General features: G+C 43.9%; 26 protein-coding genes. All 26 read left to right on the forward strand.

Translation table 11 applies throughout. From position 1 onward, the window contains the following. Positions 1–208 precede the first annotated feature (208 nt). The 26 genes from BLV66_RS08755 to fliI all read left to right on the forward strand — a co-directional run bounded on the left by BLV66_RS08755 (position 209) and on the right by fliI (position 22,469). The gene (locus tag BLV66_RS08755; protein ID WP_086985730.1) at positions 209–652 is read left to right on the forward strand and encodes a chemotaxis protein CheW; all 444 of its coding nucleotides are present in this window, start codon (positions 209–211) and stop codon (positions 650–652) included. Positions 653–686: 34 nt separating this feature from the next. After that, positions 687–1,169, forward strand: a complete 483-nt coding sequence (locus BLV66_RS08760; protein WP_086985731.1) for a chemotaxis protein CheD — start codon at positions 687–689, stop codon at positions 1,167–1,169. 21 nt (positions 1,170–1,190) lie between these two features. Continuing rightward, positions 1,191–2,210, forward strand: coding sequence for a protein-glutamate methylesterase/protein-glutamine glutaminase (locus BLV66_RS08765; protein ID WP_086985732.1), 1,020 nt, complete (start codon positions 1,191–1,193; stop codon positions 2,208–2,210). Next, entirely contained in the window at positions 2,211–2,981 is a 771-nt protein-coding gene (locus BLV66_RS08770; protein ID WP_086628548.1) for a CheR family methyltransferase, read from the forward strand. A gap of 41 nt (positions 2,982–3,022) precedes the next feature. Beyond that, positions 3,023–5,083, forward strand: a complete 2,061-nt coding sequence (locus tag BLV66_RS08775; RefSeq protein WP_086985733.1) for a chemotaxis protein CheA — start codon at positions 3,023–3,025, stop codon at positions 5,081–5,083. After that, positions 5,076–5,681: a chemotaxis protein CheC gene (locus BLV66_RS08780; protein ID WP_245826660.1), complete on the forward strand. Its 606-nt coding sequence runs from the start codon at positions 5,076–5,078 to the stop codon at positions 5,679–5,681. Before BLV66_RS08775 ends, BLV66_RS08780 begins: the two co-directional genes overlap by 8 nt. A 2-nt stretch (positions 5,682–5,683) precedes the next feature. Further along, complete coding sequence (locus BLV66_RS08785; RefSeq protein ID WP_086985734.1) at positions 5,684–6,043, forward strand: response regulator; 360 nt, start codon at positions 5,684–5,686, stop codon at positions 6,041–6,043. A gap of 13 nt (positions 6,044–6,056) precedes the next feature. Next, complete coding sequence (locus BLV66_RS08790) at positions 6,057–6,470, forward strand: chemotaxis protein CheW (RefSeq protein ID WP_086985735.1); 414 nt, start codon at positions 6,057–6,059, stop codon at positions 6,468–6,470. A 2-nt stretch (positions 6,471–6,472) separates the two neighbouring features. Further along, positions 6,473–7,465 (forward strand): flagellar motor switch protein FliM, encoded by a 993-nt coding sequence (gene fliM / locus BLV66_RS08795; protein WP_086985736.1) that lies wholly within the window; start codon positions 6,473–6,475, stop codon positions 7,463–7,465. Further along, a complete protein-coding gene (fliY, locus tag BLV66_RS08800) occupies positions 7,466–8,527 on the forward strand; it encodes a flagellar motor switch phosphatase FliY (RefSeq protein WP_086985737.1) in 1,062 nt (353 codons plus the stop codon). A 162-nt stretch (positions 8,528–8,689) separates the two neighbouring features. Beyond that, positions 8,690–8,983, forward strand: coding sequence for a flagellar biosynthesis anti-sigma factor FlgM (gene flgM / locus BLV66_RS08805; RefSeq protein WP_086985738.1), 294 nt, complete (start codon positions 8,690–8,692; stop codon positions 8,981–8,983). Next, positions 8,983–9,351 (forward strand): hypothetical protein, encoded by a 369-nt coding sequence (locus tag BLV66_RS08810; RefSeq protein WP_086985739.1) that lies wholly within the window; start codon positions 8,983–8,985, stop codon positions 9,349–9,351. The genes flgM and BLV66_RS08810 overlap by 1 nt, the downstream gene beginning before the upstream one ends. Before the next feature lie 12 nt (positions 9,352–9,363). Continuing rightward, complete coding sequence (gene flgK, locus BLV66_RS08815) at positions 9,364–10,887, forward strand: flagellar hook-associated protein FlgK (RefSeq protein ID WP_086985740.1); 1,524 nt, start codon at positions 9,364–9,366, stop codon at positions 10,885–10,887. 3 nt (positions 10,888–10,890) lie between these two features. Then, a complete protein-coding gene (gene flgL / locus BLV66_RS08820; protein WP_086985741.1) occupies positions 10,891–11,850 on the forward strand; it encodes a flagellar hook-associated protein FlgL in 960 nt (319 codons plus the stop codon). 123 nt (positions 11,851–11,973) lie between these two features. Further along, entirely contained in the window at positions 11,974–12,795 is an 822-nt protein-coding gene (locus BLV66_RS08825; RefSeq protein ID WP_086985742.1) for a flagellin N-terminal helical domain-containing protein, read from the forward strand. Between the two features lie 136 nt (positions 12,796–12,931). Beyond that, positions 12,932–14,407, forward strand: a complete 1,476-nt coding sequence (fliD, locus tag BLV66_RS08830) for a flagellar filament capping protein FliD (protein ID WP_086985743.1) — start codon at positions 12,932–12,934, stop codon at positions 14,405–14,407. Between the two features lie 31 nt (positions 14,408–14,438). Next, positions 14,439–14,792, forward strand: a complete 354-nt coding sequence (locus BLV66_RS08835; RefSeq protein ID WP_086985744.1) for a hypothetical protein — start codon at positions 14,439–14,441, stop codon at positions 14,790–14,792. Between the two features lie 13 nt (positions 14,793–14,805). Next, positions 14,806–15,168 carry a flagellar export chaperone FliS gene (gene fliS / locus BLV66_RS08840; protein WP_086985745.1) on the forward strand — a complete coding sequence of 121 codons (363 nt, stop codon included), beginning with the start codon at positions 14,806–14,808 and terminating at the stop codon, positions 15,166–15,168. A 556-nt stretch (positions 15,169–15,724) separates the two neighbouring features. Next, complete coding sequence (locus tag BLV66_RS08845; protein WP_143033119.1) at positions 15,725–16,159, forward strand: reverse transcriptase family protein; 435 nt, start codon at positions 15,725–15,727, stop codon at positions 16,157–16,159. Between the two features lie 416 nt (positions 16,160–16,575). Beyond that, positions 16,576–16,956 carry a flagellar basal body rod protein FlgB gene (gene flgB / locus BLV66_RS08850; protein ID WP_086985747.1) on the forward strand — a complete coding sequence of 127 codons (381 nt, stop codon included), beginning with the start codon at positions 16,576–16,578 and terminating at the stop codon, positions 16,954–16,956. 25 nt (positions 16,957–16,981) lie between these two features. Further along, complete coding sequence (gene flgC, locus BLV66_RS08855; RefSeq protein WP_086985748.1) at positions 16,982–17,416, forward strand: flagellar basal body rod protein FlgC; 435 nt, start codon at positions 16,982–16,984, stop codon at positions 17,414–17,416. A 27-nt stretch (positions 17,417–17,443) separates the two neighbouring features. Continuing rightward, on the forward strand, positions 17,444–17,776 hold the full coding sequence (gene fliE, locus BLV66_RS08860) for a flagellar hook-basal body complex protein FliE (protein ID WP_086985749.1): 333 nt from the start codon (positions 17,444–17,446) through the stop codon (positions 17,774–17,776). Between the two features lie 24 nt (positions 17,777–17,800). After that, positions 17,801–19,366 (forward strand): flagellar basal-body MS-ring/collar protein FliF, encoded by a 1,566-nt coding sequence (gene fliF, locus BLV66_RS08865; RefSeq protein ID WP_086985750.1) that lies wholly within the window; start codon positions 17,801–17,803, stop codon positions 19,364–19,366. An 11-nt stretch (positions 19,367–19,377) separates the two neighbouring features. Continuing rightward, entirely contained in the window at positions 19,378–20,382 is a 1,005-nt protein-coding gene (gene fliG, locus BLV66_RS08870) for a flagellar motor switch protein FliG (RefSeq protein WP_086985751.1), read from the forward strand. Then, positions 20,366–21,166, forward strand: a complete 801-nt coding sequence (locus BLV66_RS08875; RefSeq protein WP_086985752.1) for a FliH/SctL family protein — start codon at positions 20,366–20,368, stop codon at positions 21,164–21,166. Before fliG ends, BLV66_RS08875 begins: the two co-directional genes overlap by 17 nt. Then, positions 21,159–22,469, forward strand: coding sequence for a flagellar protein export ATPase FliI (gene fliI / locus BLV66_RS08880; RefSeq protein WP_086628570.1), 1,311 nt, complete (start codon positions 21,159–21,161; stop codon positions 22,467–22,469). The genes BLV66_RS08875 and fliI overlap by 8 nt, the downstream gene beginning before the upstream one ends. The last annotated feature ends 4 nt before the right edge of the window (positions 22,470–22,473 follow it).

A 22,473-nucleotide genomic window follows, 5' to 3' on the forward strand; every position in this document is an offset into this window, starting at 1 on the left:
AAAACTGATTCTCCCCGCCAAAGTGATTTTGGCGGGTTTTTTTTTGAGCATAAATTCATTTTCCGAATAAAATCAAAGGGACTATTGTATGAAGAACTGTAATTATGCAGAAGGACTAAATAATTTCAAAAGTATGCCGATTAAGATAAGAATACCAGAATCATAAATAGTATGAATCATATACCAAAAAATTGATGGGAGTCACATCATGAAAAAATTTATCGTGTTTATCTGCAGTCAGCAGCAATTCGCCATTCCAATTGAAATCATTGAGAAAATATTGCCTTTAGGAAAGGCAACCTTGATTCCGGAAGCTTCACCATACGTCAGTGGTGTTATCCAATACGCTGAGACCACAATGCCTATCGTCGATCTGAGCAAGCGGCTCTTTGAGAACAATATGGAGATTACAGAAAAATCCAAAATCATTGTGGTATCGGACAATGAGCTGAGATTTGGAATTGCGGTGGATAGCGTCGTTTCAGTCAGTGAATTCGATGAAGAACTTCCGACCGTAAACGGGAATGTCGAAAACAAAGTCCAATATATTGAGCACCTATTCAAGACTGATACTGACATCATCATCCATATCGACATCAATGCTTTATTCCATTCGGATGGCAGGGAAGAGTTGGTTGCATTAAACGGATAACGGGTTAAGTTGAAAAAGGGGTTGATTACGTACTTTGGAAAAAGAACTCAAGGTCGGGATTTCTGATTATAAAATTGGGGAAGCACCACAGTCTTTGTTTACCATCGGACTAGGATCATGTGTAGGCATAGCGATTTATGATCCAACCACCCGTGTAGGTGGATTAAGCCATATTATGCTCCCCGACAGCAGCATGTTCAATGGGGAAAAAAAGATTGAAAAGTTTGCCGATTTGGCCATTCCGCATATGATTTCGGAGCTTACAAAAAAAACACCAAAAAGAAGGCTGGTTGCGAAAATAGCTGGTGGATCAAGCATGTTCAAAAACTCTTTGAATTCGCCTCAAGCGAATATCGGGTTGCGCAATGTAGCTGCTGTTGAAACTATTCTCAAAGAACAAGGAATCCCTATTCTGGCAAATCATACAGGAGGTTCAATGGGGAGATCCATGTTCTTCGATCTTCACACACTTCAAGTGAAAGTTAGGATGGGGAATCGAGAAATTTTTGATCTATAAATTTCAACGGGGGGAACAGTAATGGAAATAAATATCTTATTAGTGGATGACTCAGCATTCATGAGGCAGATACTAAAAGAGAAAATAGCGGAAATCGATGGACTGAATGTTATCGCGACAGCAAGGAACAGCCAAGAAGCTTTTCAAAAAATTAAGCAGTTCAATCCGGATCTGATCACGTTGGACATCGAAATGCCTGGTATGAATGGCCTGGAGACATTGAAGGTAATCAAAGCGAGTTGCGACATACCCGTGATGATGATGAGCTCCCTGAGCGGCAAAGAAATTACGATTGAAGCGTTGGAAGCTGGAGCGATTGATTTTATAGAAAAACCCGCAGACATAAGAAATCAAGGGGAGTCTTTTAAAAAACAAATTGAATTTGTCATGAAGCAGTTCTTCAATCGAACCCAAGAGATGACCGCTCCCCGGATCAATGATGAGGGATCGATTCCAGCTAAATCCCGTCCAAATGCAGTGCGGGCTTTAGTAATAGGGGCATCAACCGGTGGACCAAGGGCGCTTTTACAAGTGATGAAGAACTTGCCGGAAGGGATCAATGTGCCCATTTTTATAGTGCAGCATATGCCAAAGGGGTTCACTGCATCATTTGCACAACGTATGGACGCGGTTTCGCCAGTAAAGGTGATTGAGGCTTACGACGGCATGCCGGTTGAGGGTGGAAAAGCCTATGTAGCCCCGGGAGACTATCATATGACGGTGAAAAATCGCCGCATCCAACTGTCTCAAGCCGATAAAATTCATGGGGTGAGGCCAGCTGTGGACCATCTTTTCAGCTCAGCAGCCGAAAGTTACGGTAACCGCCTGATTGGGGTTGTGCTTACCGGTATGGGTAAAGACGGTACGGAAGGTCTAAAGAAAATAAAGACTAATGGAGGATATACATTCGCTCAGGACAAAGAATCTTCCTTGGTTTTTGGCATGCCCGGCAATGCCATCCAGAATAAGGTGATCGACGAAGTAGTCAATCTGGAAGAATTGACAGATGCGCTAAACCAAGTATTAGGCGGGAGGAAATAAATGTTGGACTTTAACTGGTTTTATGCTTGGTCAGAAAAAACGTTGCATTTGAATTTGATAGCATATAAAGAAGGGCAATTACAAAGACGGATTGAGACCATCATGAAAAAATCCGGAGCAACCGATTTGAAGCAATTTGCCAAAATGATTGAAACCGATGAAAATATAAAAAAGAGTTTTTTGGATTATATCACAATCAACGTGACGGAATTCTATCGCAACAAGGAAATATTTGAGGAATTTGAAGAAGTATTCATCAATAGACTTTCCTCGAAATTCAAAGCCTTGAAAGTATGGAGTGCGGCCTGTTCGACGGGAGCGGAGGCTTATTCGATCGCTATGATTCTGAAAAAAAACAAGCTGACTGCGAACAGTAAAATAATCGCCACAGATATAGACGAAACCATTTTGTCAAAAGCTAAGGCTGGAACGTACTCCAAATTGGAAGTGCAGAACGTTCCTCCCATGGAAAAAAGACTCTATTTTACCGAGCAGAACAACCGGTATGTGTTGTCGGATGACATCAAAAAAACGGTTCATTTCAAAAAACATGATTTGATTCTGGACTCCTACGAAAAGGGCTACCATGCCATTGTCTGCAGAAACGTCACAATCTATTTCAAGAATGAAGTAAAAGAAAAGATATACCAAAACATCGCGGATTCGTTAGTGCCTGGGGGATTGTTCTTTATAGGCGCTACGGAGTCTGTCTACAAACCTGAACAATACGGGCTAAAAAAAGTAGCTGCATTTCTGTATGAAAAGGTGTAAATAAGTAAAGCAGCGGACTACGAGAGGAAGGCTGGGATTCAATGGACGATAACAGTAAATACAGGGAACTCTTCTTTGAAGAAACCGATGAACATCTGCAAAATTTGAATGACCAAGTGATGGAGCTGGAAAATGATCCGGAAAGAGTCAGCATTTTGGACGAGATTTTCCGTTCCGCGCACACGCTTAAAGGCATGGCGGCTACTATGGGCTATACAACCATGGCCGAATTGACGCACAAAATGGAAAACGTGTTTGAATTGCTCAAAACGGGCAAGTTAGCTGCAGACGAAGGGATTGTTACGTTGATCTTCGATTGTCTGGATATGCTCTCCGCCATTGTGGAAGATCTGAGAGCTGAGAATGAAGGGGAGCAGGATACTTTAACGCTCAAAAACAAATTGGACAATCTTTTGGCAAGCACAAAAGCAGCACCGAAGGATGAGACAGTCAGCGAAGTCAATTTAAACGAGACAACGATTGATGATTCAAACTTTGCATTGGAAAAACTTGATTCCTCAGATATTTCGGTCATCCGCGATGCCCACGAGAAAAACTACCATGCATTTTTTATCAAGGTCAGTCTCGATGAAACCAGCATGATGAAGAATGCCAGAGTCTATGTGGTCATCAATAAACTGGAGAAGAGCGGAGATATTCTTTATTCCGATCCCGATGTTGTGACGATGGAGAATGAAGACTTTGGGAATGAGTTCACCATCGTCTACCTAACTAAGACAGAAAAAACGGCTGTCGAAGAACAGATTCTGGAAACCAGTGAAATAGAATGCGTACTCATTCATGAAATAACGGCTGAGGACCTCAACGCAGAGACTGCTGTCGTAGAAGCAGCTATTCATCCTGAAGCAGATGAACAAAATGCAGAGAACGAAATAAAGCCAACAATTATTGCTAAGCCGAAACAAGCCACGAATCATAACAACGCGATGAATCAGTCGATACGGGTCGATATCGAGAAATTGGATTCCTTTATGAATCTTGTGTCGGAATTGGTCATCTATCGTACACGCTTGGAAGAGATCAATGAGGATCTGCAAAGGTCCGAACTGCGGGAGCCATTGGAACAAGTGAGTCGGATTGCGACGGATCTCCAGGAATTGGTGCTCAAAATCCGCATGCAGCCCCTCAGCGTTGTCACGAATCGGTTCGGCAGAATGATCCGTGACTTGAGTAACGAATTGGAAAAAGATATTGATCTGGTCATCGAAGGCGATGATACGGAATTGGATAAGACAGTCGTATCAGAATTGGGTGAGCCACTCATCCATCTTCTGAGGAATGCTGTGGACCACGGAGTAGAAACGCCTGAAGCCAGAACGGCAAAAGGAAAGAACCCTAAAGGAACGATCCGGATAACGGCTTACCAAGAAGGCAACAGAGTGTTCCTGACGGTATCCGATGATGGCAAAGGTGTGAATCCGACAGTCATCAAAGAAAGTGCTGGCCGAAAAGGGATCGAAACCGACCATTTATCCGATAAGGAAATCCAACAATTGATTTTCCATCCAGGCTTCTCCACTGCAATAAACGTAACCAACATTTCCGGACGGGGAGTTGGCATGGACGTTGTGAAGCAAAAAATCAATGAGTTGGGCGGTTCGATTGAGATCATCAGTGATGTTGATAAAGGAACCGCATTCCGAATGAGCTTGCCGCTGACATTGTCGATCATCCAAGCTTTGCTTGTTACAGTCGGAACGGAGCAGTTTGCGCTGCCGCTGGGTGTTGTCAGAAAAGTGATTCGCCCTGAACCGGAAGAGATTGTCCAGACGCATACCGGTGAGGTATACTATTTTGAAGACGAGACGATTCCGGTCGTTCGCCTGCAGGATAGTTTGGATATCCATACCGGAGTGGAAGAGAAACCTTATCTGATAATCGTAAAAATTGATGAGCGCCTGTACGCTTTGGCAGTGGATAATCTGATCCGTCAACAGGAAATTGTCATTAAAGAACTAGGCAAAGAGCTGAAGACTATCAATAAGTACCTGGGAGCCACCATTATGGGGAACGGGAATATCATCTTGATTCTGGATATCACCGCAATATGCAACGAAAGAAATGTGGCTGTCTATGTATAAAGATTATTCAGAGATGCAACTGGACATCATAACCGAGTTTTTTTCGATAGGCGGAGGGAATGCAGCGACAAGTCTATCGCAGTTGATCAATCACCCTGTCGTAATGACGGTGCCCTTGGTGGAAACAATGGACTATTCCGAATTGTTTGAAGGGATCATGTCCGATGAGAGCAACGTGAATGCTGCAATTACGATGATTCATGGAGAACTGGAAGGCGCGTTTTTGTTTGTGATCAGGGATGATGAAGCCGACAAACTGGTGTCATTGATGCTGGGTGAGACACAGGGCGACCATGAAATGGCCGCGTCCGCTTTTATCGAATTGGTCAATATTATCGTCAACACTTTTTTGAATGCAATCTCGCAAGTGTTTGATGTGACCGTGACGACAGGCATCCCATTCATGATAGAAGACATGTTTGGCGCAATCATCAGCAGCATCTACATGGAGCAAGGTGTATATGAAGAAAATCTGTTCATCATAAAGAATGAATTTTCTTATTTGGGAGAACGCCTGGATGCATCCTTGTACTTTATCCCAAAGCAAGGCGTTTTAGATGAATTATTAAATGGAATCACAACTGAAAAGGAGAATTGATTATGGCGAAAAGTGTAATGATTGTTGATGATGCAGCATTTATGAGGATGAAACTGAAGGACATTCTGGAAAAGAATGGGTATAGTGTCGTAGCCGAAGCACAGAATGGCGTCGAAGCGATCGAAAAGTATAAAGAAGTGCGTCCGGAAATTGTGACGATGGACATCACGATGCCGGAAATGGACGGGATCGAAGCCTTAAAAGGAATCAAAGTGATCGATGCAAATGCGAAAGTGGTTATGTGCAGCGCCATGGGACAACAAGGTATGGTAATGGATGCCATTCGGGCAGGGGCTGCGGACTTTATCGTGAAGCCTTTCGACACAGATCGCGTCATCAAAGCATTGGATAAAGTCATTTGATCAGGAGGGCAACATGCAAATAATCGTCTTTACTTTAAAAGAAAAGTATTATGCTATACCTACTGAAGATGTCGAAGAAATAGTCAAGGAAATGCCTTCTACCCATGTTCCGAAAGCCCCTTACTGGGTAGAAGGGTTGATCAATATCCGAGGGAATGCCATCACTTTGATTAATTTGTATAAATTACTTAGCAGCACTAGTGAAACAGAAGAACTATGTTACAATAGTATCATCATTTTGAAGAACAATGATAAAAAAGTTGCTTTTGCGGTAGACTCTGTTGAATCTGTTTCGGAAATTGATTCAAATGATATACAAATGACCGACTACGCGAATGCAAAAGAAGTAGCAGGCATCATCAGATTAAACAACAAAATGATCAGTCTAATAAGTATGGAAGCATTATTTTCTATAAATGAGGGGTAAGCGTGGGTAAAGTTCTATCTCAACAGGAAATAGATTTGTTGATGGAAAGTGTGAAAAGTGGAGAAATTGACACCGACTTAGTAGAGGAAGCGGAACACGTTAAGATCAAGACATACGATTTCAGAAGGCCGGCACGGCTCTCGAAAGAATATATGACGACTTTAACGATGTTGCTCGAGGAATACGCTAAGATTGCAAGTAATTTAATAACAACTCAAGTGCGTTCAAATGTTACGCTGCGGGTTGCTTCTATCGAACAAATCAGTTTTGATGAGTTTTTGCATTCTGTTCCTAACTTTACTTTGATGGGTTTATTCCGCTCAGAACCACAAGAGGGTATGCAGATCGTCGAAATCAATTCTCAAGTCTGTCTGCAGTTATTGCAGTTATTATGTGGCGGACCGGATACAAGATTATCAAATACAGGAAACAGCAAAGACAGCTTTACGGATATCGAGATTGCCATTTTGGAAGAAGTGGTCGGCAATTTTGGGCATGCACTGCAATTGGCCTTCAGGGATATCGTAGAGTTGAACGTTAAGATGGAAGCAATGGAAACGAATGCACAGTTGCTGCAGACGATGTCCCCCAATGAACCTGTCATCATGACTACGTTCATCATTGAATTGCTTGAAGATCAGACATTCATCAATTTGTGCATTCCGTATGTCTTTTTTGAGAGTATGTTGGAGAAGTTGAGTTTTCGTAATTGGTTCCATTCAGGCCGCACCACGGATCCTTCAGACAAAGATAATTTGACTAAAAATCTGCAATCTGTTCCGGTGGCCATAGAGGTTTTGCTTGGAAAAACGATCGTATCGATGGATAGTTTTTTACAATTAGAGTTGGGTGATATCATCACCTTGGATAAACCCACACACGAGCCATTGGTCATGTCCATCGAGAATCTGCCAAGTTATTTGGTGAAGCCTGGTGTACTGGGGAATAAAATGGCGGTTGAGGTATTACACTATATCGGAGGAGACATGGAGTAAATGAGCACGGAAAAACTAACACAAGAAGAAATCGATCGCATGATGAGTGAATTAACCCAAGCGCCAGTTGCCACATCCACAACCATCAGCCAAATGGAGAGCGATATCATAGGGGAAGTCGGTAATATCTCTATGTCCCAAGCGGCTACGACATTATCCGAAATTTTAGGTCACAAAGTACACATCACAACGCCTAAAGTATCCGTCAGAAGTATCCGTGAAGTAATAGATGCTGCGGTTAAACCTAAAATTGTTACCTCGATCGGCTTCAAAAAAGGTTTGACAGGGAACAATCTTTTGCTGATGGATGCGCAGGACTCCGTGATCATCGCCAACTTGATGATGGGTGGAGATGGCCAAGTAACCAGTTCGGAGTTAACGGAATTGGAACTGAGTGCGGTCGGCGAAGCCATGAATCAGATGATGGGTTCTTCTGCAACAGCCATGGCGACTATGTTGGGGAAAATGATAGACATTTTGCCTCCGGAAGTGCATTTGGTTGATGACAAAGACAACTTGAGTGTTGATATAGGTATCGGAAATTTACATTCGGACGTATGTCTGATTGCTTTCCAACTGGAAGTCGAAGGCATCCTGCAGAGTGAAATCATGCAGGTGTTCACCATGGATGCTGTCAAAGAAATTTCCGAAATCATGTTGGCGGATCAAGGAGAAGTGCTTGCTCCAATCGAACGGAAGCACGAAGAGCGTCCCTCGCAACCACCTGTGCAGCCAGCAGTAGATGTGGTTCCGATTCAAAAACCTGCCTTTCAGGAATTGCATAAATCCGATAGACAACATCTTCCACAAAATTTGGAGCTTATACTGGATGTGCCACTGGAATTCAGTGTGATGCTTGGAGAAAGCAAGAAAACGATCAAAGATATCCTTTCGTTAGGTACGGGTTCCATTGTGGAACTGAACAAACTGACGGAAGAACCTTTGAGCATCTACGTAAACGGCAAGCGGATCGCTGAAGGCGAAGTTGTTGTCATAAATGAGAACTTCGGTATCCGCATCACAAACATCCTGAGCAAAGAAAAGCGCATCGAAACGCTATAGAAAGCAGCACCTTTGGAAAGAGGCGCTGCTTTCTTTCTATTTATCAATCATTCCTTGGGCTTTTTCTGGATTTTGACTTAACTTTTCAGGAAAGTGGTCGACAATAGTGATGTGGATACAATAAGATAGATACATACTAATCAGTAAAAAGGAGTGAATTGCATGAAAATCGGCAACGGCTATAATAGTTACCTTAGAGCGATTCAAAAAGACACATCACATAAAGAAACAATCAAGGCTGAACCGCTCAAACCAAGAGCAAATGAGGCAGCTGTAAAAGTAGAGATTTCAGAAGAAGCGAAGCGCTTGGCTGAAAAGACAATCGATAGCGCCCCTAGCGCCAAAGCCCAAGAGATAAAAGCAGCCATCCAAAACGGTACCTATAAAGTGAGTGCCGAAAAAATTGCTGCGAGCATGATGAAAGCAATGGAAGAACAAGGAGCTGGCTCGGAATAATGAAAACCAGACAAAATGGCTTATCGTTGTTGCTAGCACTCAAAGAAACCTTGCAGCGTGAAAAGGAAGCTTTGATAGCGAATGATAGTGTTGCATTCAATAATATTGTCACCGAAAAGCAGGCTTTTTTGTCCCATTTGGAGGAAGCATCTTTTGAAGAATGCAACCGTGTTGCTATCGAAAAAGAAGTAAACGAAATAAAAGAGCTGCAGGAATGCAACGTTTTGTTGACAAGACAAGCAATCAGTTATCATGACAGCGTTTTGGATGCTTTAAGCGAAGGGATGGAAAAAAAATCCCGGACGTACTCCAAGAAAGGGCAACTGTCCCCTGCCAAAAATGCAGGTCTGTTCAATCAATCAGTGTAAGGTGGAGGTAGCATGGCAGGATTATTTGGAGTATTAAATGCAGGAACGAACGGCATGAGCGCAGCGCAGGCGGCGATGCAGACAACAAGCAACAACATTTCAAATGCAAATACGGATGGTTATTCCCGCCAACGGGTGAATTTGGTAACGAACAATCCTTATACGCTTTCCGGTGTTGGTCAGCTCGGCACAGGCGTACGCATGGAATCCGTCACACGGATTGTTGACGATTATTTAGTGAAGCAAACGTTCACAGAAAATGCTTCCTTGGAAAAATTCACGCAAAAAGCAGATGTATTAGGCCAATTGGAGTCCGTTTTCAATGAGCCTTCCGAAACAGGACTCAACAATAAATTGACTAAGTTCTATGAATCTTGGAAATACTTGGGAAACAATCCTGAACTGACCACCTCCAAAACGATGGTCAGTCAACAGGCGCAGACGCTGACCGATACAGTTTCGCATATGGGCGCGCAGCTGGACAGCCTTCAGGAAGGCACTGTTCAGGCAATTTCAAAGAAAGTTTTGGACTTCAACACGAAAGTCGAGCAATTGGAATCGATCAACACGCAAATTTTCTCAGTCATCACGAAAGGAGAAATGCCGAATACCCTACTGGATCAACGGGATCAGTTGGTGGGGGAACTCTCAGGCATCACTTCGTTGGAAGTGAAGACGGATGCTTACCAACGGACCTTCATCAGTATCGATGGTGAAGAAATACTTGGAGCAAATAAGCGCCAAGTGTTGAGTGTAGCAATCGGCGACACTTCCGGTAGCGGCTCACTAGTCTCCACTAACGGGAGCTCGTCGAAAACGGTCGAATCATCAGAATCTTTCCCAGCCGGAACGTTGTTGCTGCAGCAAACTGCAGCGGATGGGTCTGCCGAGTTTACGGAGCTATCCAGTAAGAGTGGCCATATCAGCGGTTCCCAGGAAGCACTAATCGAAATCGATCGGGGCATCAAGGAACTGAACCAACTAGTAGCGACGGTTGCGGAAGCGGTCAACGTAATCCACAGCGACAATGGAACCGGGATTCCCTTTTTTGATTTGGGCGATGATCCGGATAATATCATTTCCAACTTGAAAGTAAATTCCGCCATCACGGAAGACCCAAGCAAGATTGTCTCAGGCAAATCGCTGACGGGTCAGATAGCCGGTGACGGTTCCCGGGCGCGGGCCATCGCGGAGATCCAAGCAACTGCGATCACGTATGCTTCAAAAGAGCCGCTTGTATTTGACGCTGAAACAATGCAAATCAAACCGCAGGCAAACGGAACGACTACGGCGGATGCGTACAATGACACCATCACCCGAGTGGGGATTTCGAAGCAACAGGCCGATTTCATGATGGAGAACCAAAATGAAGTGGTTTCCTTCTTGGAGCAAAGAAAGAGTTCTATTTCAGGTGTCTCCATCAACGAAGAGGTTGTGAACATCATGAAATTCCAAAGTGCGTTTCAGGCAAACGCTAAGGTGTTGGCTGTCACCTCCGAGATGCTGGACACTTTGATCAACCGGACGGGGGTATAAAATATGCGCATAACGGATAGAATAACTTCAACGAATATGATCCAAAGTATTAACCGAAGCCAAGGCAAGTTGGAAAAATACAACAACCAATTGTCTTCGATGAAGGAAATCAGCAAGCCTTCCGATGACCCACTGAGGGCATCGCAAATTATGAATTTAAACAACAGCCTGATCCAGAATGAGGAGTTTTCCGTAACGATTGCGGACACTACCGATTGGACCAACATGCAGGATTCCGCGTTGGAAAATGCCACCAATTCACTCAGACGGATCACGACACTGATCCAGTCGGCTTCCACCGGAACAATGTCGGATTCGGACCGCCAAGCTATCAAAGCCGAAATGGAAACAGAAATCAGTACAATGGTCGACTCGTTGAACACGAATTTTGGCGGCAAGTATGTATTCTCCGGCATGAACACGACTACGAAACCATTCGAAATCAGCCGGGATGCTGCAGGCGAAATGACCGGTATCCTTTATCAAGGAACGCAGGACGAGATGGATGCAGACGGAAACGTCATCCCAGTAAAAGCCGACTTATCCCGCACAATTGCGACAGGCGTGGATGTCTCGCTGAAGACGGATGGCAGACAGCTGATGAATGAACAGGGCACACCTGCAGAAAAAGATGATCTTGGCAGGTTTCTTGCGGATGCACTGAAAGCTCTGGATGCGAATGATACAGAAGCCCTCTCAGGAAAATTGTTGGTGCGATCCAACGCGGAGACTGAAAATGTCGTCAATATGCGGACCGAAATCGGCGCCATCTCCAACCGGCTGAAATCTGCCCAAGAGCGGAATACTTCCGAAAATATCAATCTCAAGTCGATACGTTCTAATAAGCAAGATGTGGATTTGGCCGAGAAGTATATGGAATTTACGATGGAACAGCAGGCATTCCAAGCGGCTCTGTCCATGGGCACCAAAATTCTTCAAACCAATATTTTAGACTATCTTTAGATAGTCTTTTTTTTTTTTTTTTGAAATTTAGCAAAATAATGCTTAACTATTTCAGACCCGCTCCGATTATATAGATATAGGCAAGGCCTTAACAAAACGAACATACACTAGGAGGAAATACACATGAGAATCGGAACAAATACAGCAGCAATGAATACATATTCAAACTTGAAGTCGGCAAACGCTTCTAAAGCGGGCTCATTAGCAAAATTATCTTCAGGCTTACGCATCAATAAAGCCGGGGACGACGCAGCCGGGCTTGCAATTTCTGAAAAAATGAAAAACCAGGTGAGCGGATTGACGCAAGCAAGCCGCAACGCCCAGGACGGCATTTCCTTGATCCAAACAGCCGAAGGTGGTTTGAGTGAAACACATAGCATCCTGAACCGTATGCGCGATCTTACTGTACAAGCAGCGAATGATACCAATTCGACTGAAGATAGAACAGCTATCAAGACTGAAATTGATTCATTGAACGAAGAAATTGATCGTATCTCAACAGACACTAAATTCAACGGTAAAGCACTTCTTGACGGATCAGCGGGAGCTGCTGTTAATATCCAAATCGGGGCCAATGCATCAGATGCAGCGCTTACGTTGGATTTGAGTACTAATTTTGACTCTGCAACTTTAACTTCAGCTACAGTAGATGTAACGACTGCAGCAGCAGCTAACACTTCATTAACAGCACTGGATACTGCTATCCAAACGGTATCCGATGCGCGTGCTACATTCGGCGCTCAACAAAACCGCCTAGATCACACAATCAACAACCTTTCCACAACAAAAGAAAACTTGTCCGAAGCGAACTCACGCATCACAGATGTTGATATGGCTGAAGAAATGACTTCATTCACGAAGTCAAACATCTTGGCGCAAGCTGCAACTTCTATGTTGGCACAAGCGAACCAAATGCCACAATCTGTACTTTCTTTGTTACAATAATATATTCCAATCAAAGGCCGGCCATGTGGCTGGCCTTTGATTGCTTTATGGGATCAAAAATACTATCATGTCGTTAAGCGGCACCGGCCAGCTTCACTAATTAGACCATACTCTCAGTACAGAACGGAGTGAAATAATGAGCGTATCCAGCAATATCAATTTTTTGGGGTCCTATTCAGGGATCACTTCCGAATCAATCGATTCCTTGATTGCCGCGCAGTCCGGCAAATTGACCCAATACAATAACCAAAAAGAATCCCTAACCAAAGAAAAAACAGCCTGGTTTGATATCCAAACTCGATTGACCAATCTCAACACGAAAATGGATACCTTGATGGATCCAAAGAGCTTCTTTTCAAAAAAAACAACGAGTTCCGATGAAACAAAACTCGCGGTCAGTGCGGGAACCAATGCCGTCTCCGGCCAGTATGAAATCACGGTCGAGAGGTTGGCAACCGCATCTCGATTGACTTCCGGACAAATACTGACGACTGGACAAACAACCACTACAGCTTTAGGTTTCGAAGGTACGTTCAAACTGACGAGTCAGGATACGAACGAAATAGGCTCAAGCGACCCGAAAACACTGAAGCAAGTGGATCTCACCATTGCCAATACGGATAGCTTAAAGGACGTCATCACCAAAATAAACGCCCAAACAAAAGACAGTGGTATTTCCGCTACCATCATCGATGGACGCTTGTCGCTTACCGATGCGCAGATGGGCGATCGCACGATTTCGGCGACAAGCACAACTGATTTGGCTGATAAACTGGCCTTAAACCCTGCCGCGACCGGAACCGCTAAAGCCACATTAGCAACCGGAAACACAGCCAAAATTATCGTTAACAACATGATTACGTTGGAACGGAATACAAATACCATCACCGACGCGATCGAAGGCATGACGCTCAATCTGAAAGGGACCACAGCGGGCTCTTCAGTATCCGTATCGGTTGCGGATGACACAGACAACACCTTGAAGGTTGTGAAGGATTTTGTCGAGCAGTACAATTCCACTGTAAGTTTCGTCACGGAAAAATTGTCGGTCGGCAATCCCTCCTCCGAGACCAATGTGGCCGGCGCCCTTAGCGGCGACAGCACCTTAATGCGTTTGCAATCCAGCCTGAGGCAAATGCTGACCGGTGGGGTGGAAATCCAAAAAACAGATCCTGCTGACCCGAACGAAACACAGAAATACGATTTTATCGGTTCGCTAGGCATTTCTGTAGATCGTTTCGGCAAAGCCAGCATCGACGAAACCAAACTGAAGGAAGTCATCACAAAGGAACCTGATCGGGTTGCCGGCTTCTTCAGCCGAAGCATCACGGTTGACGGGACCACCGAAAAGAAAAAAGTTGGTTTGGCGGAAAAACTGCAGACCGTCGTAAACAGCTTCGTCGATTCTAAAGACGGCATGATCACCGCCAAAAACAAAACCTACGATAAAGCGATGGATGACATCGCCAAGAAAATAGAAGCATTCAATGAACGGATGGAAGCGCAGCGAGCGCGCTACGTCAAGACCTTTACGGCGTTAGACACGGCGATGATGCAAGCCGAGTCACAGATGTCCTATCTGTCTAGCCAGTTGACGAGTTCCAATGACTAATGATCACGGAGGAAAGAAGGTGTCGTGAAAGATGCAGAACGCAGATTTCGCTAAGCAAAGATTGGATGTTTTACTTGAAATGAAGCAATTATTTGATTCATGGGACGGAACGGCGACACACGGAATCAAAGTGATCGAAAAAAATAAAGCACATATCGCTTCTCTGCAAATATTGGATAGCTTTGAAGACATAAGTCCACTTTCCAAACCGGAAAATGAAATACTCGTCAAGGTTATTCAAAAACAGAAATTAGTCATGTATACTTTAAGGAACAGCAAGGAAGAACTGCTTCAGCAAGCAAAAAAAGTGAATCAAAAAAGCCGCATCATCGAAAGCTATATAAACATGAAAAAAACGCCGGTTTTTGTTGATAGAGGCATGTGAATGGGAGAGAAAAATGAACAACAGAAATAAGCAGAATGTTTATTTACAGAATCAAGTCATGACTGCAACGCCAAAGAAATTGATCATCCTACTTTATGACGGCTGTATCAAATTCATGAATTTGGCGGAACGAGCGATCCTGGACAAAAAAATGGAAAATGCGCATATCAATCTTATCAAGGCCCAGAACATCGTCATGGAACTAAAGGGGACATTAAATTTTGAAGACGGAGCAGTAATCGCTGAGGAACTTGATACGATTTATGGACATATCCATGCAGCGCTGATAAAAGCGAACATCGACAAAGATGCGGATCAAGTGAAAAAATGTTGCCTCATTATGCAAGATTTGAGAGCATCGTGGGTTGAAGTTTAAATTTTAAATTATAGAAATAGAGTATGCCCCGCGCATGCTCTATTTTTTTGGGTTGCTTCCCGGCATGGGTGATAACTTGGTGGTGAAAGTCCACTACAGGCTTTGCAGTAGGAACTGTTAGCGAAAGACAAGGGTGTCCACCGTGAGGTAGAATCTGAAGGAAGTCGGACGCAAACACTCGCACTGACGAAAAGAAATCTCATGCGAGGCTAAATGGAGATGGACGAGCTTACCCAAAAAAGCGAAGTCCTATAGTGCACGAATCTCCTACAGTAAATGAGGCAGTGACATGAGTGGAAGTTTATCATTCTTACTCGGGGAGGTCTTATGGATATGAGGAATCATGGAGTAAAGCTTGCCATAAGAAGTCAGCAGAAGCTATAGCAGTGACCTTAGGGTCACGAAGGGCTGAACAATAATAACCTTGATAGAAACAAGGGGGTGGATGTATCTCAATACTACAGAAAACGTCGTGGTACAGAACAAAATGAAGGCTGTCTCCAGTAGGGATAAGTTGGAAACGAAAGAGATATGGAGAAGCGTAGAGATATACAGCATGGATATGAGGAAACAAGATGGTATCACGTTAATCGAGAAAATCGCAACAACAAGCAACCTAGTGGTTGTTTGCGAGAAAGTCTACAAAAATAAAGGCGCTGCAGGTTTAGACGGCATAACGGTCTACGAAATAGATGAACATATGGCCAAATACCAAAAGGCAATCATTGCGAAATTATTGGATGGAACCTATGAGCCACAACCGTTTAAACGTGTATCTATATCCAAGGGAAATGGCAGTATGCGTAATCTAGGGATTCCTGTAGTGAGAGATAGAGTCGTTCAACAGGCTATCCTACAGATAATTGAACCGCCGTGTACGGAACCGTACGCATGGTGGTGTGACAGGTCGGAGCCTGTTGGATCATCCTACTCTATTGTGCCCGGCAGAGGTGGGATAAATTGGTTAGTATTATACGACTATTTGGATTAGATTATATTTTTCTTCATTATAATTTAATTAACAAACAATCTGTATTTGAAATCGTCATTTTTGAGTTGAATTCCACATTTTTTTCATGTAGTGTATCCATTGAGAGAACCCCAATCTGATATGGTTGTGTTGTGGTGACTTAATCATGTCAGATTGGGGTTCTTTTTGTATGCGCACTGATTTTTCGGAAAATATTAGGAATTATTTTTTATACTTTCGCACTTTCCATCGAAAATAGTATTCAATTTCTGGCTATCCTAAAGGCTTATGAACACTTATGAACACTTATGAACAGGATTGAAGGAAATTACAATTTTTAAATACTTGAAAAGTGAAAGTGGTGTATAATGTATAAGCTTGATGAAATTTGTGTGACTAAAGTGTGAACAAAACGGTACATAGAGCGGGGATAATGAATGACTGACATAAATTATAACTTGCTGAGAAATGCATTAAATGCATCCTCTATGCGGCAAGAGATTATTTCGAGTAACATCTCGAATGTTAACACAGACAATTATAAGGTGGGGCAAGTTCAATTTGAATCGCTTTTAAGTCAATCAAAAAATAGTTTGATGATGGAACAAACGAACGAATTGCATATTGGCTTCGACGATTTGACCCAAATTGATCCGGTGGTGACAAAAAGGACGGATACAGCTGTTAAAGAGAACGGAAACAATGTGGATATCGATGTGGAGATGGCGAATCAAGCTCAAAACAGTTTGTACTACAACGCGCTTGTAACGCAAATGAATGCAAAGTTGGGACTTCTGAATACTGCGATATCCAGCTGATAAATGAAAGGGGTTAAAAGAACAAATGTCCATTTTTGATTCGTTGCACATCAACTCAAGCGGCCTTAGTTTGGAACGATTGAAGTTGGATGTCATATCCACGAATATAGCGAATGTCAATACGACTCGAACGGAGGAGGGCGGTCCTTATTTGAAAAAGACGGTTTCTTTTGAGGAGAGCATGAAAAGGACAAACACTCCTGGACTTAACGCTTCGACAGAAAAGAGCTTCGGTGTACGCCCAACTGCAATCGATTCAGATGAAACGGCAGTCATCAGGGAGTACGACCCGACACATATAGACGCAGATGAAAATGGGTACGTCACCAAACCGAATGTGAATATGGCAGACGAGATGGTGGACATGATGCTGACGATGCGTACCTACGAAGCGAATGCTACTGCATTGGCAGCGAGTAAAGACATGCTGAAGCGAGCGTTGCAAATTTCAGCTGATTGATAAATAAATGAGTGAATGGAGTGTCACATGACTATCAGTTTACCAATATATAATTTAGGCGGTAGTATCGCTAACACCAATCTTACATCTGAAATCAGCTCGTTAAGTGGAACGACGGGCATTCAGAACCAGAGCGACGCAGCATCGTTTGATAATCTTCTCGGAAAATCCATGACGCTGCTGAATGAAACACAGAATGCCTCCGATGCTGCAACGCAAAGTCTGATTATGGGGGACAGTGAAAACCTGCATGAGGTCATGATAAAGGCTACTGAAGCGCAGTTGGCTCTTGATTTGGCAGTACAGGTCAGAAATAAAAGTTTGGAAGCTTTCAATGAAATCAAAAATATGCAATTTTAATGATAAGCAAGGGGAATAAGCTACATGAATCAATTGAAGAGCACAATGGGGGCGATTCGAGAAGGATGGCTTGGTCTCAGCACTCCAAAGAAAGCAGGGCTGATCACAGCTCTTCTTTCAATCTTTCTTCTTGTTTCAGGACTCTCTTATTATTCCCAACGCGTGGAATACACAACTTTATTTTCCGGCTTGGAAGAGGCAGATGCAGGCATAATCGTAAATGATCTGGAAGCCAAAGCGATCTCTTACAAGCTTGAGGATAACGGGAGAACGATTCTGATCGATGACACACAACTTGATAAATATCGGATTCAATTGGCTGTTGATGGGATGATGCCGGAGACCTCGACAGGTTTCGAAATTTTTGATGAGACGAGCATGATGGCGACGGACGAAGACCGCAACATCATGTACCAACGTGCTGTCACAGGGGAATTGGAGCGTGCCATCACCTCCCTTCAATCCGTTGAGTCAGCCAAAGTGATCTTATCCATTCCGGAAGGAAGCGTCTTTGGGACGGAACAACCGGAAGCCAGTGCATCCGTTGTGATCGCGACGAAGGGAAATCAACAGTTGTCTTCCGCCACGATTCAAGGGGTAGTTTCCTTGGTGTCTGGTGCGGTGGAAAATTTGCCGGCCAACAACATCAAAATCGTCGACAAAAGCGGGAATGTCTTGGGAAATGCAGCATTAGCTGGTGCGGATGAATATTCTCCTGAGTTGGTGAGCCGCTACAGTGCAATCGTGAACAGCTACGAACAGCAATTGCAACAGAAATTGATGGCAGCACTCGCGCCAATCTATGGAATGGATAATCTCTCCATCGCTTTGACTGCCGAGATGGATTTTGATTCCTTGGAACAGGAAATTGTCGATTATGGAGATGCAGCGATCCGAAGCCAGAATGTTGCAGCTACCGGTGGAACAGTTGATGTGAATGAAGCGGCAGGTGAGACCGCAAATGATAACACGATAAACTCTGTCATCTCGGAAGAAGACGGTGGACAGTCATCCTACGAACAGACGATCAATAATGAGTTGGATTCGACAACTACTGTTCGGGTAAGTGCCCCTGGAACGATAAAAAGGGTAACAGCTACTGTCATCTACAATGGCAATTTGAGCAATGAACAAAAGATTCAACTTGATAACATCACAAAAGCAACAATCGGATTTGATGCAGGACGGAATGACAGGGTCGAAATCGAAGGGATTCCATTTGTGACTGCAGAAGCTGCCGTAGAAGATGTTATTGCAAACGAAACAGGACTTGCCTTTTACCTAAAAGAATATGGTTTGTATATTGCGGCGGGCATAGGCGGGCTGTTGATCCTGTCTCTTATCAGTTTCATTTTCCGCAACAGCAAGGAAAAGAAATACCGCGCGTTTGATGAGGAAATGGCTAATGCAACACGCGTGGTTGAAGAGAAAAATAGTCTTCAACCACCTTCTGTGAACAATGAAGAGGATGATTTGTTTGATTTTACTCAAAATCCTAAGTTCCAGCGGGATGCAAAAATGAAGGTTTATGCGAAAGAGAATCCGGAAATGGTTGCGGATATGATAAAAATATGGATGAAAGATAAGTAGGTGTTATATAAGTGAGCGATGTAGCTGGAATCAAGAAGGCAGCAATTTTGCTTATCTCATTAGGAACAGAAACCTCTGCAGAAATAATGCGGCAACTGCCTGAAAGTTATATTCAAAAAATAAGCTATGAGATAGCAAACATTGATTATGTCAATCCAGATGAAGTAGACGAAATCGCTACAGAGTTTTTGGAAATGGCGCAAGCGAGAGAATATGTCCTGGATGGCGGGGTAGAGTATGCCCGCAACTTGTTGAATATGGCATTGGGTGCGCAGCGAGCCAAAGAAGTCATTGACATGCTGAATCAGATCCAATTACGGGAACGTCCTTTTGATATAGCGAGAAAAGCCGATCCGCAGCAGTTGACGAATTTGCTCCTGCACGAGCAGCCTCAGACAGTAGCGTTGATCCTTTGTTACATGCAGCCGGATAAAGCCGCGATGATTCTGTCCCAGTTTTCTATAGAAAAACAAGCAGAGATTGCGGAAAGAATCGGAACGATAACGCGCACAACGCCTGCAGTAATAGAAAAAATCGAAAAAGTAATCGAGACAAAATTCTCGAGCTTTGTGGATAACGAAACGGAGTCAGTGGGAGGAGTCCATACGCTGGTTGAAATTCTCAACTCTGTAGGGCGTAGCACGGAGAAGAACATCATCTCGATGCTGGAGGAGAAACAACCTGAATTGGCTGATGAAGTCAAAGCCAATCTGTTTACGTTCGAAGATATTGTCGGCTTGGAACGTGGAGATGTCCAAAAAGTTCTGCGTGAAGTGGATAATGACCAATTGGCATTGGCGCTTAAAGGCGTATCTGAAGACATCAAACAATTTATTTTCCAAAATCTGTCCAGTCGTGCCGTCGAAACCTTACAGGAAGAGTTGCAGTTTATGGGGCCAGCACGCTTATCTGCTGTAGAAGAAGCGCAACAGAAGGTTGTCTCAGTCATCAGAAGGCTGGATGAAGTTGGAGAAATTTACTTAAGAAGAGGTGAGCAAGATGCTGTCATCTCATAACATCATTAAGTCGCATCAATGGAAGTCGGATGAAACGACTTCAGATATCGATACAAAATTATCCTTGAGCCAAAAAGCGGCATTGCTTTCCGCCAATAACAAAGGGATGAATGAAAACCGACAAGCCGATACAGCCAACCCTTTCGCTGCTCAAGCCGAGCAGATTGGGCAGCTTTTGCTGGAGGCCCAGAAAGAACGACAAAGTGTCATTGCCCAAGCCGTTGAAGAAGCAGACCGCATAAAGCAGAAAGCAAAAGAAGAAGGTATGCTGCAAGGGAAAGAGTTGGGTATGCAAGAAGGCTTTCTAGCCGGCTATGAAAAAGGTCGGCATGAGGGATTGGAGACAGTTTCCAAAATCCGGGTAAGCCTGCTGAATCAATTGAAAGAAACAGATACACTTGTATCGGCCTATTATAAAGATAATAAAGAGGCGATCATTGAGCTGGCTGCGCAGATGGCAGAACAAATCGTGCACCATTCCATTGATAGGACGGATGAAAAAATCATGCTTCTGCTCAATCCAATCCTAAAAAGAATGGAAAAAAACGAGCCCTTCATAACGATCACAGTGCGTCCGAAAGATACTGGAATGGTCAAATTAAAAGTAAACGAACACGAAACGGATGAATTTACAGCGCGTTATATCGTGTTGAGCGATGAGACACTGGAAAAGAATGGCTGTATCATAGAGTGCAGCCGCTCCATAATCGATTTGCAGATAAAGAAACAATTGGATGCGATTGTCGCAGAATTGAATGTTCTGGGAGACAATAGCCATGTTTGAAATTCCTTTTGAAACCTATCATAAACAAATCAGAGAAAAAAAATTCTATCTAAAGATGGGTAAGGTGAGTCAAGTCACCGGAATCATCATTAGAGTAGAGGGTCTGGATGCCTTTATTGGTGAAGTTTGCGAGATTCAGATCAGGTCGACCGGAAGCACAGTCCTAAGCGAAGTAGTCGGCTTTGTGGATGCAACCGTGTTGCTGATGCCGCTTGATGAAATCGATGGAATAGGACCTGGCTGTTTGGTGCGTCCGACCGGAAAGACGCTGCAGATTGAAGTCAGTGATGAATTGCTTGGGACTACTCTTGATGGTCTGGGAAGACCGATGGATCAATCTAAACAACTGAATGGTGTTCCGTTCAAAGTGAACCGAAGCGCACCTGATCCATTCAGACGCAACAAAATCGAGCAGGTCATACCTACCGGGATCAAAGCGATCGATGGGCTGCTTACAATCGGTGAAGGCCAGCGTGTGGGTATTTTTGCGGGTAGTGGCGTCGGGAAAAGTACCTTGTTAGGGATGATCGCACGATACTGCGAAGCGGACGTCATTGTGATCGGCCTCATCGGAGAGCGTGGACGCGAAGTATTGGAATTCATCGAAAAGGATTTGGGTGAAGAAGGCTACCGTAAATCCGTGGTCGTCTGTGCTACTTCAGATTCCCCTCCGTTGGTCCGGCTTAAGGGTGCGTATGTTGCCACCGCGATAGCAGAGTACTACAGGGATCAAGGGAAAAAAGTTATTTTGATGATGGACTCCGTGACGCGTGTCGCCATGGCACAAAGGGAAATCGGATTGGCTACAGGGGAACCGCCTACATCGAAAGGGTATACGCCGTCAGTGTTCACCGTGCTCCCGAAATTATTGGAGCGAAGCGGCATGTCCGAACACGGTTCTATCACAGCTTTCTACACCGTCTTGGTTGAAGGCGATGACATGAACGAGCCCATCGCAGATGCGGTCCGAGGGATCTTGGACGGTCACATCATCCTTTCGAGGAAAATTGCCGCAGAGAATCAATATCCGGCAATCGATGTCCAAAACAGTGTGAGTCGTTTGATGAAAGATATTGTTCCGGAATCCCACAGCCGTGCAGCCGGAATGCTGAAAGAGAATATGGCCATTTATGCAGAAGCGAAAGACTTGATCGATGTAGGTGCCTATCGGAAAGGGAGCAGCCCTGAAATTGATCGGGCTATTTTGCTTGCGCCTATCATCAAAAACTTCTTGAAACAGCGTGTGGATGAACCGCATTCTCATGATGAAATTGTGGCTACTTTACAAAATTTGTTCAAATGATCAG

Source organism: Trichococcus collinsii (genome assembly GCF_900107505.1).
Lineage (GTDB): Bacteria > Bacillota > Bacilli > Lactobacillales > Aerococcaceae > Trichococcus > Trichococcus collinsii.